Annotated in this window: 14 protein-coding genes and 1 pseudogene; 1 reads left to right on the top strand and 14 read right to left on the bottom strand. The window is 54.6% G+C overall.

Going from position 1 to position 14,311, the window contains the following annotated elements; genetic code table 11:
- Window positions 1-6 precede the first annotated feature (6 nt).
- A complete protein-coding gene (locus tag FC18_RS04465; RefSeq protein ID WP_225353706.1) occupies window positions 7-213 on the bottom strand; it encodes a helix-turn-helix transcriptional regulator in 207 nt (68 codons plus the stop codon).
- A gap of 168 nt (window positions 214-381) precedes the next feature.
- Here FC18_RS04465 and FC18_RS04460 point away from each other — a divergent pair, with 168 nt between their 5' ends.
- Entirely contained in the window at window positions 382-771 is a 390-nt protein-coding gene (locus FC18_RS04460; RefSeq protein WP_054678157.1) for a helix-turn-helix domain-containing protein, read from the top strand.
- A 55-nt stretch (window positions 772-826) separates the two neighbouring features.
- Here the strand turns inward: FC18_RS04460 and FC18_RS04455 are convergent, their stop codons facing one another.
- The 13 genes and pseudogenes from FC18_RS04455 to FC18_RS12290 form a co-directional block, all read right to left on the bottom strand.
- On the bottom strand, window positions 827-1,450 hold the full coding sequence (locus tag FC18_RS04455; RefSeq protein WP_054678159.1) for a hypothetical protein: 624 nt from the start codon (window positions 1,448-1,450) through the stop codon (window positions 827-829).
- A gap of 64 nt (window positions 1,451-1,514) precedes the next feature.
- Window positions 1,515-1,769, bottom strand: coding sequence for a Txe/YoeB family addiction module toxin (locus tag FC18_RS04450; protein WP_054678160.1), 255 nt, complete (start codon window positions 1,767-1,769; stop codon window positions 1,515-1,517).
- Window positions 1,762-2,031, bottom strand: a complete 270-nt coding sequence (locus tag FC18_RS04445; protein ID WP_054678162.1) for a type II toxin-antitoxin system Phd/YefM family antitoxin — start codon at window positions 2,029-2,031, stop codon at window positions 1,762-1,764. Before FC18_RS04445 ends, FC18_RS04450 begins: the two co-directional genes overlap by 8 nt.
- Window positions 2,032-2,218: 187 nt before the next feature.
- Window positions 2,219-4,057: a translation elongation factor 4 gene (gene lepA, locus FC18_RS04440; protein WP_056975573.1), complete on the bottom strand. Its 1,839-nt coding sequence runs from the start codon at window positions 4,055-4,057 to the stop codon at window positions 2,219-2,221.
- 93 nt (window positions 4,058-4,150) lie between these two features.
- Window positions 4,151-4,861, bottom strand: a complete 711-nt coding sequence (gene budA, locus FC18_RS04435; RefSeq protein WP_056975571.1) for an acetolactate decarboxylase — start codon at window positions 4,859-4,861, stop codon at window positions 4,151-4,153.
- A 17-nt stretch (window positions 4,862-4,878) separates the two neighbouring features.
- A complete protein-coding gene (gene alsS / locus FC18_RS04430) occupies window positions 4,879-6,558 on the bottom strand; it encodes an acetolactate synthase AlsS (RefSeq protein WP_056975569.1) in 1,680 nt (559 codons plus the stop codon).
- Window positions 6,559-6,756: 198 nt separating this feature from the next.
- Window positions 6,757-7,935 carry a hypothetical protein gene (locus tag FC18_RS04425; protein ID WP_056975566.1) on the bottom strand — a complete coding sequence of 393 codons (1,179 nt, stop codon included), beginning with the start codon at window positions 7,933-7,935 and terminating at the stop codon, window positions 6,757-6,759.
- A 92-nt stretch (window positions 7,936-8,027) separates the two neighbouring features.
- Entirely contained in the window at window positions 8,028-9,170 is a 1,143-nt protein-coding gene (gene dnaJ, locus FC18_RS04420; protein WP_054678167.1) for a molecular chaperone DnaJ, read from the bottom strand.
- 179 nt (window positions 9,171-9,349) lie between these two features.
- Window positions 9,350-11,215: a molecular chaperone DnaK gene (gene dnaK / locus FC18_RS04415; RefSeq protein ID WP_054678169.1), complete on the bottom strand. Its 1,866-nt coding sequence runs from the start codon at window positions 11,213-11,215 to the stop codon at window positions 9,350-9,352.
- A gap of 51 nt (window positions 11,216-11,266) precedes the next feature.
- A complete protein-coding gene (gene grpE / locus FC18_RS04410; RefSeq protein ID WP_056975563.1) occupies window positions 11,267-11,833 on the bottom strand; it encodes a nucleotide exchange factor GrpE in 567 nt (188 codons plus the stop codon).
- Window positions 11,834-11,865: 32 nt separating this feature from the next.
- On the bottom strand, window positions 11,866-12,900 hold the full coding sequence (hrcA, locus tag FC18_RS04405; RefSeq protein WP_054678173.1) for a heat-inducible transcriptional repressor HrcA: 1,035 nt from the start codon (window positions 12,898-12,900) through the stop codon (window positions 11,866-11,868).
- 207 nt (window positions 12,901-13,107) lie between these two features.
- Entirely contained in the window at window positions 13,108-14,055 is a 948-nt protein-coding gene (ribF, locus tag FC18_RS04400; protein ID WP_056975561.1) for a riboflavin biosynthesis protein RibF, read from the bottom strand.
- Window positions 14,042-14,311 (bottom strand): annotated as a pseudogene (locus tag FC18_RS12290) (hypothetical protein); the annotation flags it as partial. The pseudogene FC18_RS12290 and the gene ribF, both read right to left, overlap by 14 nt.

The following is a 14,311-nucleotide window of genomic DNA, read 5'->3' as shown; positions in this document are numbered from 1 at the left end:
TTTTGGTTAATGCTTACTCTTGATGAAGAGCTTCTCCATTGGGACGCCGAGCAGATCGGCAAGGGCCGGTAGTTCGGTTGCTTTGAACTGATATTGTCCGTTCTCACGGCGCAGGTATTGATCGGCGCGAGTTAGACCAATTGCGTTGGCGGCTGCCACTAACGTTAATTGCCGTTGTAGCCGCAGCTTCTTGATAACTTCCGTATTAATCACGTAATTCAAGCTGGTTTCCCTCCATCCACATCAAGTTAACATGCATATCTTACTATTGCTAAATCCGCATAGTCAACGATGATATTGCGATTATCACAAATAGTTTTGTGCAATCAGCAAAAAACGTTAAACTTAAGTTGTTCAAATCACAAAAGGAGGTAATTGCATATGAGCATTATTTCTTTGCAAAGGCGCTTGGTAGACGCACGTGAAGCCACGGGTATGTCCCAATCCGAAGTTGCCCGCAAGTTGCACCTTAACAATAGTATTATTAGTCGCATTGAATCAGGCGACCGCAAACTTGGGGCCACTGAGCTCGCCAAATTAGCAGATTTGTATGCCGTATCTGTTGATTATTTGCTTGGGCGCTCTAACCAAAAAAATCCCCACCAGAATCCTGCCAGCAGTGATACCACTGACTTAAGCGGCTTTTTGGCGGATACCGGCAGTGCTCACCTCACCTTCAAGGGCAAGATGCTGTCTCCGGAACAGACGATGAAACTGCGCATCGCCCTCACCCAAATCTTTTGGGATGAGTTGGCGCTGCCCCAACGCTAAGCAACATACGTAAAAATCCTCCGGCATCCGTGTTTGGGCAGTGCCAGAGGATTTTTTAATTATTTTGAATTTTGCGTATGTGACCTTGCTTATCTAACACGAGGCCGAATGTTTTGTCATTCACGCTGGCCGCCTTTTCGGCTACGGTCAACTGCGTGTCAATCTGCGCCTGTGTGTGGTGGCCCGGACCGAGCCGCCGAATATTGGCCGCGAGCAGTTGTTGCGCCTGCGGATATTCGCGCGGCGGACAGGTAATGGCTGCCACTTCGCCTGGCTGTGGTTCAGTGAACACCTTATCGTACATGCCATACCCATCGTTGGTGAAGGCGTGTGCGGCAATCTGGCCCTGGTCGTTGATGCCGCACAGGACGATATTCGCCACCGTTTCGTCGCGTTCTTCGTGGTTAGCGAGGACAAAGTAGCGGGTTCTGATGGTCATGAAGTTAGCAAGGTATTCTTCCACTAGCGCCCACGTTAAATCAAGGCTGGTGGTTTCCAGGTCGTGCCAAAAATCAATTAATGGCTGCTGGTAGCCGCCGCCAAGAACGATGAAGCGTCCGGCAAACAAGCGGAATTTTTGAAAATGTTCGTAATAGATGCCCCCGGCTTCTGATGAGATGCGGCCGTCAGACACGACGGAGCATTCATCTGGGGTGAGGACGACGGTGACTAGACTCATGTTTGGTACCCGGTTTTCCTTCGTAGTTATTCAAATTATCGTGTCTGGCTTCCGCACACTATTACTAATGGTCACGACACGAGAAAATTTGAATCGTATTATTATTGATGGTGTATATCAGTCGGTGCTCCTGTGTTATACGTCTAGACCACAGGCCAGACAGCTCATGCTTTAGCGGTTCTGGTTTCCCCAGACCTGTGAAAGGATGCATATTGATGTCATCAATCAATTTATTGATGCGTTTCACAGTCTTCCAATCTCCGCGACCAACCCAATCTTCATAGTCAGACCAGCCGTCGTCCAACCATAGCTTATTCATCGTCAAAATCCGTAAACAGCTCGTGTGTCTGTCCCTTTCCGGCTGCTAGTTGCTTTTGTCCCCGACGAATCTTGTCCATCAAATAAGGGTTACTCATAATTCGCATGGTTTCCTGCATCGAATCGTAATCGTGTTGGTTCATAATGACCATGTTGTTTTCTGGATCCTTGGCCGTAACAACTACGGTGTCGGCATCGTCCTTTAATTTTTCCATGTAACTTTTCAAATTCTGCCGAAAATTGCTGTAGCTAACTGTGTCCATTAGTGCCACCTCCCCATTGGTTTACATAATTGTACAATAACTAGTACAACATGACAAGAAGCTAATTGCGCGCACGCACAAAAACCGCCCATTTTCTACCCACACATAATTAGTGGGCGAAAAATGGGCGGTTTTTGAAAATGATTAGCGATTCAATGAAGAGCATGTCTTGAGCGATGCCAAACCACTACTTGCCGCGTGTATCCTTCTCGTTGACTTCCAGTAGCGACATGAATGCTTCCTGGGGCACTTCGACGCTCCCAACAGCCTTCATCCGCTTCTTCCCGCGCTTTTGCTTATCGAGCAGCTTGGCGCGTCGGTCTGGGTCCCCGGTGTGAATGCGGGCAGTCACGTCCTTGCGGTAAGCCCGAATGGTGGCCCGGGAAATAATCTTGGTCCCGATGGCTGCCTGAATTGGCACCTCGAAGTTCTGCCGCGGAATGGTCTCCTTCAGCTTGCTGACAACGCCGCGGCCCCGGTCGTACGCGAATTCCTTGTGCACGATGGTAGACAGCGCATCGACAGGATCACCATTTAGCAGGATGTCCATCTTCACCAAGTCACTTGGCCGGTAACCGGTGATTTCGTAGTCCAAACTTGCGTAACCCTTGGTGTTGCTCTTGAGGTCATCGAAGAAGTCGTAGATGATTTCGGACAGTGGCAAGTTGTAAATGACGTTAACCCGGTACTTGTCGAGGTAATCCATGGTGACGAATTCCCCGCGCTTGCGCTGGGCCAGTTCCATCACTGGCCCGACGTAATCGTTGGGAACCATGATGTTGGCCTTGACGTATGGTTCAGAAATTTCGCGAATCTCGCTCACGTCGGGCATTTCGGCAGGGTTTTCAACCGTAATCTCGGTTCCGTCCGTCTTCTTGACGTGGTAGTCCACGGATGGCGCGGTCATAATCAGGTCGAGGTTGAATTCACGCTCCAGTCGTTCCTGCACCACGTCCATGTGCAGCAACCCAAGGAAGCCGCAGCGGAAACCAAAGCCAAGAGCCTTACTGGTTTCGGGTTCGAATTCCAGCGCCGCGTCGTTCAACTGCAGCTTTTCGAGCGCATCGCGTAAGTCGTTAAACTTAGCGTTGTCGGTGGGGAAGACCCCCGCGTAGACCATTGGCGTAATCTTCCGGTAGCCTTCAAGTGCCTTTTCTGCCGGCCGGTCAGCGTTAGTCACGGTGTCCCCGACGCGGGTGTCCTGAATCGTCTTGATGGATGCGGTGATGTAACCAACATCCCCGGCCATCAGGTAATCGCGCTTAACGGCCTTAGGGGACATCACCCCAACTTCGGTCACTTCGAACTTCTTGCCGTTACTCATCAGCTCGATCATGTCGCCGACCTGCACGGCCCCCTCTTCAATCCGCACGTTGAGCACAACGCCGCGGTAGGAGTCGTATACGGAGTCGAAAATGAGGGCCTTAAGTGGTGCCTCGACATCGCCCTTGGGTGCCGGAATGTCGCTGACGACCCGCTCAAGAATTTCTTCAATCCCGATGCCGGCCTTGGCGCTGGCGAGAATGGCATCGTCACCATCCAGGCCAATCATCTCTTCGATTTCTTCCTTCACAACGTCTGGCTGGGCACTAGGCAGGTCAATCTTGTTGATGACCGGCACGATTTCGAGGTCGTCATCGACCGCCAAATAAACGTTAGCCAGCGTCTGGGCCTCAACCCCCTGCGCCGCGTCAACGACGAGCAGGGCCCCTTCACAGGCCGCCAGCGACCGGCTAACTTCGTACGTGAAGTCCACGTGCCCTGGGGTGTCGATGAGGTGGAAGATGTAGGTCTGCCCGTCTTTGGCCTTGTAGTGCAGCTCCACGGCGTTCAGCTTGATGGTGATCCCCCGCTCACGTTCCAGCGCCATGTCGTCCAGCACCTGGGCCTGCATGTCGCGCTTGGCGATGGTGTCGGTCATTTCCAAGATCCGGTCGGCGAGCGTACTCTTCCCGTGATCAATGTGGGCAATGATTGAAAAATTCCGAATGTGGCGCTGCCGCTCACGCATTTCGTCAAAGTTCATGTATGTTCCTGCTTTCCTGAAAAGTCCTATCTATTAGTATAACAAAAAACGGTGACCGTTGCGATTAATCGGTTGGTCACCGTCATGCGTTAATTAATGTTCTGCCCGTTCAATGTCGGCAACAATCTGGGGACTGGTGAAATCTTGGTCGCGAAAGGCCGCGTCATCCGCTGGCAGGTGCAATTCGAAGTTGGTAAACGTCTGCAGCTGCAGCGCGCCCGTAACGCCGCTGGCTGCCAGCACGTGGCCGCCAAATTGGTGGTCGGCGCTTAGAAAATGCAGGTGGAAGCCTGGTGCCGCCGCGCCGGCATACAGCGCCGGGGAAAAGTAACCGCTCAGGGTACCCATGACGTTTTCTGCGTTGAATACGCTCTGGTCATCAGCGGTTGCCACCAGCGTCGGGTATGGCACCGTCTGTTTGCGCACTGCCCGCGTTGTAACGTGCTTGAAGGTCCCTGTTAGGCGAATGGCCGCGAACAGGTTCAAAGAGCGCAGGTGCGCGCGCACAGCCGCCTGCAAGTCCGCATAGCTGGCTGCCTTCAGGGTTTGGGCGGGGCCAAAATTGGCAAAATGCACGTTGCCAAACGGAATGGTCTCGTCTGGGGCCACCACACGGACCTTGCCTTCGTGATTCACCTGGTAAATGGTGCCAGCGTCAATAATCAGTTCGCCATCCAAGCCGGCGAGGGTCCCGATTCCGGTATCACCGTGCTTGAGCAGTTCACCGGCCGTAATGGTGCCGGTGAACAGACCAGGTACAAGAGCCGCTAACGTTCCGTGTTGAAATAATGTTTCCGTCAAGATTTGCCTCCCGCGCTGCGTTAGAACTGGTCGTCCAGCATGTCGGCAGCGAGCTTACTGTTTTCACTATAGTCCACCGGGATGTCCACGACAACCGGGCCATCAGTGTTAAACGCTTCCTCCAGCACACTGCGCAAGTTAGCCGCATCGGTGACCCGGAGGCCCTTAGCGCCGAAGCTTTCGGCGTACTGCACGAAATCGACCGGGCCGAAGTCAACGGCGGCGTTACGCCCGTATTTCTTTTCTTCCTGGAACTTCACCATGTCGTAGTGGCCGTCGTTCCAGATGATTTGCACGAGGTTACTGTGCAGGCGCACCGCCGTTTCGAGTTCCTGACCGGAAAACAGGAAGCCGCCGTCACCAGAAACCGAGATGGCCTTGCTGTGGGGCCGGACGAGGCTGGCAGCAATCGCCCAGGGCAGGGCTACACCAAGCGTCTGCATCCCGTTACTAAACAGCAGGTGGCGGGGCTCGTAGGACCGGAAATGCCGGGCCATCCAGATGTAGAAGCTCCCCACGTCAACGGCTACCGTCATGTCGTCGGTGGTTAATGCCTGCAGCTCCTGAATGATGGCAAGTGGGTGCACCAACCCCGGCTTGGTCGCAACTGGTGGCAAGTCGCGAACCGTGAGTTCGTTGCGCAGGTGGTCCAGGAAGTGGGTCGCCCCTTCAGCCACCCGGTAACCGCGCAGCTGGGGTTCCAGGAACGCGAGGGTCTGGGCAATATCCCCAATCAGCTCGGTTTCTGGCTGCAGGTTCTGGTCAATCTGGGCGGGTTCGCTGTCGATGACGATGACGCGGGCGTCTTCAGCCGCGTTCCAGTTGCGGGGTTCGTATTCAATCGGGTCGTAGCCAATGGTGATAATCAGGTCACTTTGCTTCAGCAGCACGTCCCCGGGCTGGTTGTGGAACAGACCCACCCGGCCGAAGAAGTTTTTCTCCTGCGCGTGGGAAATAATGCCGGCACCCTGGAACGTTTCCACGACGGGCAATTCCGTAACGGCGAGCAAGTCGCGGACAGCGGCGGTTACTTCTGCAGAGGATGCACGCATGCCAAGTAGCAAGACGGGCAGTTCGGCGTCCTTAATCTTCTGCGCCAACAGTGCAATGTCGGTCGGACTGGCGGGACCAAGCTTCGGGGCGGTCAGGGTACGAATTGGCGCGGCGGTCACCACGCTATCGGTGACATCCTGGGGCACGGAAACGAAGCTGGCACCCTGCTTGCCCGATTCAGCTGCCTGGTAGGCGTTGGCAAGCATTTCGGAAATGTTGTTGGGGTCCTGCACTTCCGCCGAGTACTTGGTGACGGGCGCGAGCAAGTCGGCATTGCGAATGCTCTGGTGGGTCTGGCGCAGCAAGTCCTTCCGCTGCACCTGCCCTGAAATGGCGAGGACGGGGTCGCCTTCCGCATTTGCCGTGAGCAGCCCGGTTGCGAGGTTGGACACGCCGGGGCCAGAAGTGGTGATGACCACACCGGGCTTACCGGTTATGCGGCCCACCCCAGCAGCCATGAACGCCGCATTCTGCTCGTGTCGGGTAACGACGAGCCTAGGAGCATTTTCAATTTGCGGGTGATCCAGCTGGTCGAAGACGCGGTCAATCTTCGCCCCGGGAATCCCGAAGACGTATTCGACCCCGTGGTTGGCGAGACTTTCGACAATCAAGTTGGCCCCGTAGCGTTTGGTTTCGTTTTCTGGCATTGTGTTTTCCTCCACTTGTAATTTGTAAGTTGATGGTTTAACAGTACCATAGATGTGTTTATTTGAAAACGGTGTAATAGTCCATTTCTGTATTAAACAGGCGATTAACTGTACCAGTATTTACGCATTTCTGTTCCATTGAAACTGAAAACAAAAACGCCCCCACTAAAATAGCGGGGACGTCGGGCAAATTAATAATTAGATTTCGGGGTACTGGAAGTCACTCTGTGCACCTTCATAGGCGGGCATGCCGCTAATGGCCCGGTACAGCGCCCGCTCCACCACGAGCGGTGCATCGCTGTTTGCCACCGCGTACGGGACCTTCAGGCTCTTGGCAATCTTAACGCTCGTGTTGGTGGTGATGTGGTGCACTTCATCGGTAATCAGGATTGCCACATCGGCGCGTGCCAACTTGTGTTTCAGCTGGGTGCCCTTAGTTGCAGCGGTGGCGGTTGTTTCGCCCCCATCGTGCGCCGCAACGACCAGGTCAATGTCGGTTTGGCTAGTCACGTTACCGACGAGGAGCACGTTGCGGCCGCCGAGTTCGAACTTCACCCGGGGGGTGTAAGTCTTCGCCGCGGTTTCGGCGCTGGCGCCGGTTGCTGCAGTCTCGGCCTTAATCGCTGCCTTCTTCTTGGGCTTAGCGATGTGCTTTTGCTTTGGCTTCAGGCCCTGCTTGTCCTTGTACACCCAGCTAACGGTAGCCTGCTGCGGACCATCAGTGCTGTACCAGGCCAAATCCACGATGTCGCCAGAGCGCAGGGCGAGGCGGGCCACGTCAATCTGTTTAATCAAGAACGTCACCGGCACGTTGTCGCGGGTGCGCATCAGCACATCTCCGTGCACGTCCTTTTCCGCGATGAACTGGTAGCCCGTTGGCAGCTTGTCGTCTTTTTCAATCACAGCCCCGTGAATGCGAACGATGCGGGGCGCTGCGGTACTTGTGTTGCGCCCAACAATGGTAATGCTGGTCCCGTCACCGAATTCGTCGTTACTGAGGCGCACGGTATCACCATCGGCCAGATCCAGGTCCCGGACAGAGGCTTCGGTGAAAAAGTGGTTGCCGGCAATCGCGCCGATCAGCTTGCGTTCCACCTTCACCAAGTCGGCTTGGGCGGGAGCCACGCCCGCTTCATCGCCGTCATTTGCAGGCATCGCTGCGGGCAGCATCGTTGTCATTCCGCTCACGGACTTCCGCAATGCTTCCGCCTGCGTTTCATCCCGTGTAATTTCGGTACTAGCACCAACCTGCTGCAGGGCAATCCCGGCGTAGCGACTGGTGAGCTCTATGCTCTGGATGGTGAGCGCCAGATTCGCTGGTGTGGCCTGGGCTAGGAGTGCAGCCACGTCTTTTTTGTACTGATCAAAAATGTTCATTGCTTCTCCTTCTTCACGCAGCACAAGACTCCGTGATATGTAAGGGGCGCGTAAAAACCACGTGCACCGGATTTTACGCGCCCCCATACTACTTATTTGCCTTTGAATGCATCGCGAACCTTGTCAAACAGGCTGCTCTCGTGCGGCTTGACTGCCTGCCCACTGGCGGCAGCAAACTTCATCAGCGCGTCCTTCTGGTCCTGGTTCAGGTGCTTTGGCGTGTGGATCCGCACGGTGACGATTTCGTCCCCCGTCCCGGAACCCTGTAGCCGTGGTGCACCCTTCCCGCGCAGGCGAATCTTAGTTTCAGATTGCGTGCCCGCAGGAATCTTCAGTTCAACTGGTCCGTGCACGGTGTCAGCCTTCACGTCATCACCAAGTGCAGCCTGGGCGAAGGAAACATCCAGAGTCATCAAGATGTCGGCCCCGTCACGTTCGTACTTACTGCTTGGTTCAACGCGGAAGACGATGTACAAATCACCAAATGGCGCACCGTTCTCGCCGGCTTCACCCGCATTGTCGAGGCGCATCTGCTGGCCATCCATGATGCCGGCTGGAACGGAAACCTCGATGGTGTGGCGCTCGTTTTCAACCCCACTACCCTGACAGTTGTTGCACTTGTCCTTAATTTCCTTACCAGTACCGTGACAAACATCACAGGTTTCGCGGGACTGCATTACCCCAAGCGGTGTGTTCCGCTGCACGGTCACGAAGCCGCGGCCGTGACACTTAGAACAGGTCTGTGGTTGTTCACCATTGGCCGCCCCGGTCCCGGAACAGACGTGGCATCTGCCCTTGCGATTGTAGGAAATGTTGGTCTTCTTGCCGAAGACCGCCTCTTCGAACTTGAGGTCCATCCGGTACTGCAAATCGGCACCAGCACGCGGCTGGGTGCGGCCGGTTGCGGCCCCACCGCCCCCGAAGAAGGAGCTGAAGATGTCGTCGAAACCACCGAAGCCCTGGCCGCCACCGAAGTCGCTGAAGCCTTGGCCGCCGAAGCCCCCACCCTGAGGACCATCAGCACTGCCGTATTGATCATAAGCGGCCCGCTTTTGCTTATCAGAGAGCACCTGGTATGCTTCGTTGATGTCCTTGAACTTCTGCTCAGCGCCAGGTTCGTGGTTGATATCTGGGTGGTACTTCTTTGAGAGTTTCCGGAATGCCCGCTTGATTTCATCGTCGCTTGCGTCGCGGGAAACACCCAGAGTTGCATAATAGTCTTTCGAATCCGCCATGTTTTCCTCCGATTGTTCAGCCGCGGAGCTTAGCCAGCGGTCGAACCCTATTTCTTAATTGCCCAGTAACTGGGTTAGATAATTCTATGCCTTATCAGAATAGCACAAGGAGTGCCAAACAAAAAGACCAGGCCCGCGTTACGGACTCTGGCCTTTCTGACACAAGCAGCAGCTATTGCTTACTTCTTGTCGTTGACGTCCTTGTATTCACCATTGATGGTGCCATCGTCGTCCTGTTTCTTGTTGTCATCGGCATTAGCAGATGCATCGCCGGCAGCCGCGCCATCAGCCCCAGCAGCCTGCTGTGCCTTCTGGGCCTGTTCGTACAGCTTAACGGTCATGTCCTGAACAATCTTGGACAAAGCATCGCGCTTTTCCTTCATTGCTTCAAGGTCATTGTCCTGCTGGGCCTTCTTCAGTTCTTCTTCAGCATCCTTAGCCTTCTTGATTTCGTCTGCGGATACCTTGCCGTCGAGATCCTTCAAGGTCTTGTCGGTTTGGAAAATGAGCTGGTCAACATCGTTACGCAGGTCTACTTCTTCCTTACGCTTGCTGTCGGCTTCTTCGTTTTCCTGAGCTTCCTTAACCATGCGGTCGATTTCGTCGTCAGACAGACCTGATGAACTCTTGATTGTGATGTTCTGGGACTTGCCGGTACCCATGTCCTTAGCGGAAACCTGAACAATCCCGTTCTTGTCGATGTCGAACTTAACTTCGATCTGAGGTACACCACGTGGTGCAGCTGGGATGTCAGCAAGCTGGAAGCGGCCAAGCGTCTTGTTGTCGGCAGCCATTGGGCGTTCACCCTGCAGCACGTGAATATCAACAGCTGGCTGGTTGTCTGCAGCCGTGGAGAAGACCTGTGACTTGCTCGTTGGGATGGTCGTGTTACGGTCGATCAGCTTGGTGAAGACCCCACCCATGGTTTCAATCCCAAGAGAAAGTGGCGTAACGTCAAGAAGCACAACGTCCTTAACGTCACCGGTGATAACCCCACCCTGGATAGCAGCACCCAGAGCAACGGCTTCGTCAGGGTTGATGGAGTGGTCAGGTTCCTTGCCGGTCCAGCCCTTAACGGCTTCTTGAACAGCAGGAATCCGGGTTGAACCACCGTTCAGGATAACCTTATCGAGGTCGGAGGCGGACAGGCCAGCGTCCTTCAAAGCGTTCTGAACTGGAATCCGTGTGCGGTCAACAAGGTCCGCGGTCATCTGGTCGAACTTAGCCTTGGTCAAGGTCTTTTCGAGGTGCAGTGGGCCGTTAGCGCCAGCGGAGATGAATGGCAGGGAAATCTGGGTGGAAGAAACACCGGAGAGGTCCTTCTTCGCCTTTTCAGCTGCATCCTTCAGACGTTGGAGCGCCATCTTGTCCTGGGACAAGTCGATACCGTTGTCAGCCTTGAATTCGGCAACCAACCAGTCAATGATCTTGTTATCGAAGTCATCACCACCAAGGTGTGTGTCACCGTTCGTGGACAGAACTTCAAAGACCCCATCACCAAGCTGCAAGATGGAAACGTCAAACGTCCCACCACCAAGGTCATATACCAGCACCTTTTCGTCCTTGTCGGTCTTGTCCAGGCCGTATGCCAAGGCGGAAGCGGTTGGTTCGTTGACAATCCGTTCTACGTCGAGACCAGCAATCTTACCAGCATCCTTAGTTGCCTGACGCTGGGAGTCGTTGAAGTATGCAGGCACGGTGATAACGGCCTTGTCGACGGATTCGCCGAGGTAGTCTTCAGCGAACTTCTTGATGTACTGCAAGATCATCGCGGAGATTTCCTGCGGCGTGTACTTCTTGTCGCCAACCTGAACGTTGTAGCCGGCTTCACCCATGTGACGCTTGATGGAGATGATGGTGTCAGGGTTAGTAATTGCCTGACGCTTAGCAACTTCACCGACCTGGATTTCGCCATCCTTGAAGGCTACGACAGAAGGTGTGGTACGGTTACCTTCTGGATTTGTAATAATCTTTGGGTCCCCACCTTCCAGTACCGCAACGGCACTGTTGGTAGTCCCCAAGTCAATCCCAATAACTTTAGACATAGAATCTAACCTCTTTCATGAATTAATTAACTAATTTATTTACGGCAACTGCTAGTTGGCAACGACAACCATTGCTGGCCGCAGAACGCGTTCGTGCAGCTTGTACCCCTTTTGGTACACGGTGACGATTGTGTCCTTGCTGTGGTCAGCATCGGCAGCCACTGTCTGGACTGCCTGGTGGACGGTTGGGTCGAACTTCTGCCCCGCAACCCCGACTTCAGTAACGCCGGCTTCCTTCAGGGCGGTTTGCATGTGTTCGAACACCATCTGCACACCCTTCTTGAGCTGCGCCGCACCGTCGTCGTTCACCTCTGACTGCAATGCGCGGTCAAGGTTGTCCAGAACTGGCAGAATTGACGTGATGACCTTCTGCCCATCGAAGTGAAGGAGTTGTTCGCGTTCCTTCTTGAATCGAGCGTTCATGTTACGCATTTCTGCTTCAGCGCGGAGGTACTTGTCCTCGAACTGATCGCGTTCCTTCTTCAGGGACGCTGCCTCTTGGGTGGTCTCACTGCTTAATGCTTCGAGATCACGGAGGGAGTTCGCGCTGATTTCTGCCTTGAGTTGCGCAAGTTCATCAACACCGTTATCAGTGCTTTTGGATTCGTGCTTCACCATTTTCAGGCTCCCTTCACTAAGTTATTTCGCTGCTACATGTGGTTGTAGTAGTTCATTAGGCGTTTGGCTAGTTCACCCCGAAAGGCATCTAGTAGCCCAATCATCTTGGAGTATGGCATTGAGGTCGGGCCAATCAACGCAATCGTCCCCTGCCCGTGTTCACCCACGGCATAGCGCGCGGTGATGACGGATAGGTTCTTCAGCGCATCGTCGGACATTTCACTGCCCAGCCGCACCGAGATTGGATGGTCGGTATCAACACTTAGCAGCCGGTTCAAATCGTCGCTGTGGTCGATAATCCGCATGACGTCCTTCAGTTCCCCGATATCGTCGGGTCCGAAGTAATCCATGAGGTTGAGGCGGCCGCCAACGTAGAAGCGCTCCGTGACTGCTTGTTTCAATACATCCCCGAACATGTCGAGGAAACCATCTGGTGTGGTCAAATGCCGCATCAGCATCGCCGGTACGTCCGTTTGCAGGCTGCGTGCCACTTCAGGCAACGTCTTCCCCACCAGTTGGTCGTTGACAATGCTGATCGCCTTTTCAACGTCCTCCGATTGCACACCCTCAGGTAGGTTAAACACTTGGTTCTGGACGCTCCCATCGCTAGATACGATGATGGCCATTACCTGGCGTCCGCCTAGTGACACAATGCGGAAGCCTTCAAGTGTAAGTGCCGATACCTCTGGCCCCAATGTGATGGCCGTGTAGCTCGTCAGGTTGGAGAGGATGCGGGCGGATTGCTGAACGATGTCGTCAATTCGGTGATAGTTGTCACCGAATGAATTCTGAATCGTCTGCAGATCCGCATCTGGTAGTGTTGCCGGTGTGAGCATGTGGTCCAGGTAATAACGGTAACCCGCAGCGCTCGGAACACGGCCCGAGCTACTGTGCGTCTTCATTATTAAGCCTGCTTCCTCAAGCGCAGCCATGTCATTGCGGACTGTGGCTGAACTGACATGCATCGGTAGCGTCGCCAGCAGGGATTTACTCCCGACTGGCTGGCCCGTTTCGGTGTAAGACCGAATGATTTCGTTAAGAACCATTAGTTCGCGCTTCGTCAGCATGCTGCCACCCCCTTCTTTTTAGCACTCATTCTCAATAAGTGCTAACGCTAATTATAGTACCGCGCCCGATTAGCAATGTCAACTCAGTAGTGCTAATTTCAGCAAATTGTTTGCGGCAAGGGGGAAAAGAAGCAAAAAGAAGCAACGTAACGCCGTTGCTTCTTCCAGTATCGCTGATTATTCACTTAGGCGTATCCGCCGGAAGTCCTAACTTTGGTGCTGACGCAAAAATTCACGGCTGTTGGCTTCATCCAGGTGCAACTGGGTCACAAGCCCCGCAGCTCCAGTGAACTTCACCTCACCGCGCAGGTAATGGCGCCACCGGACGAGCACTGATTGGCCGTAAATATCTGCGTGGAAGTCAAATAGGTTGATTTCGACCGTGATGGCCTGCCCATCGCCGAACGTCACGTTGCGCCCAACTGATGCCATGCCACCGTACCACTGCCCGTCGACTTTTAGCTGCACCACGTAGATGCCGATCCCCGGCAACGTTTCGTGCACGGGCGTCTGGATGTTGGCTGTGGGGAACCCGAGCTCCCGGCCCCGCGCCAGGCCGTGCACCACGACCCCCGTTGTCTGGTAATCATATCCGAGCAGCCGGTTGGCCGTATCGACGTCGGCGGCAGCGAGCGCTTGGCGAATGCGCGTGGAGCTGATTTTCGCATCTGCGTCGGTATGCTTGCCGACCTCGATGATTTGAAACCGGCCTTGGGCGTATTCCGGCAGGCGCGACATGTTCGCAATCTCCTTCTTGCCGTACGTGTAATCAAACCCGGCAACGACGGTGTGTGCGTTCAGGCCGACCAGGTACTGATCAACAAAGGCTTGGGGCTGCAGGCGGGAAAACGCCGGCGTGAAGGTGACCGTATACAGAATATCAACCGCGTTTTTGGCCATGAGCGCGGCTTTGCGGTGCTCCGTGGACAAATATTTGAACGTTTTGGCGTCCGCACCACCATACACGATGGCCGGGTGTTCGTTGAACGTCATCACGGCCAGCGGCAGGTTCAGCCGGTCAGCTTCCGCCCGGCCCGCAGCGATGACCGCCTGGTGGCCACGGTGGACACCATCGAAAAAGCCCAGCACGAGCACAATCGGGGTGCTGGGCACCTGGCTTGGCTGCAGGGGTGGCACAATCTTAATTTGTTGCATTTTGCCCTCCATCATTTGCGAGGTACATGGTCAGCGGCTTGTAGATGCCATTATCTGCCCGGGTGTACACGGCCTTCAAGATACCGCCGCGGCGCAGAATCACTTCGCTGGCCTGGACCTGTGGCAGATCAACCCAGCCACCGTTGCTGACTCCCGGCCACTGCGCATCCGTGATGTCGACGCCGGGCAGGTTCGCATAAGCGTGGTCGACTGGCACCACCAGCTGAGCCAACTGGTTATTGTCAACCGCCGCAGC

The organism is Lacticaseibacillus sharpeae JCM 1186 = DSM 20505 (genome assembly GCF_001436225.1).
Taxonomy (GTDB): Bacteria; Bacillota; Bacilli; order Lactobacillales; family Lactobacillaceae; genus Lacticaseibacillus; species Lacticaseibacillus sharpeae.
Note: the sequence above shows the minus strand (reverse complement) of the source record. Positions and strands in the feature narration are given on the sequence as shown.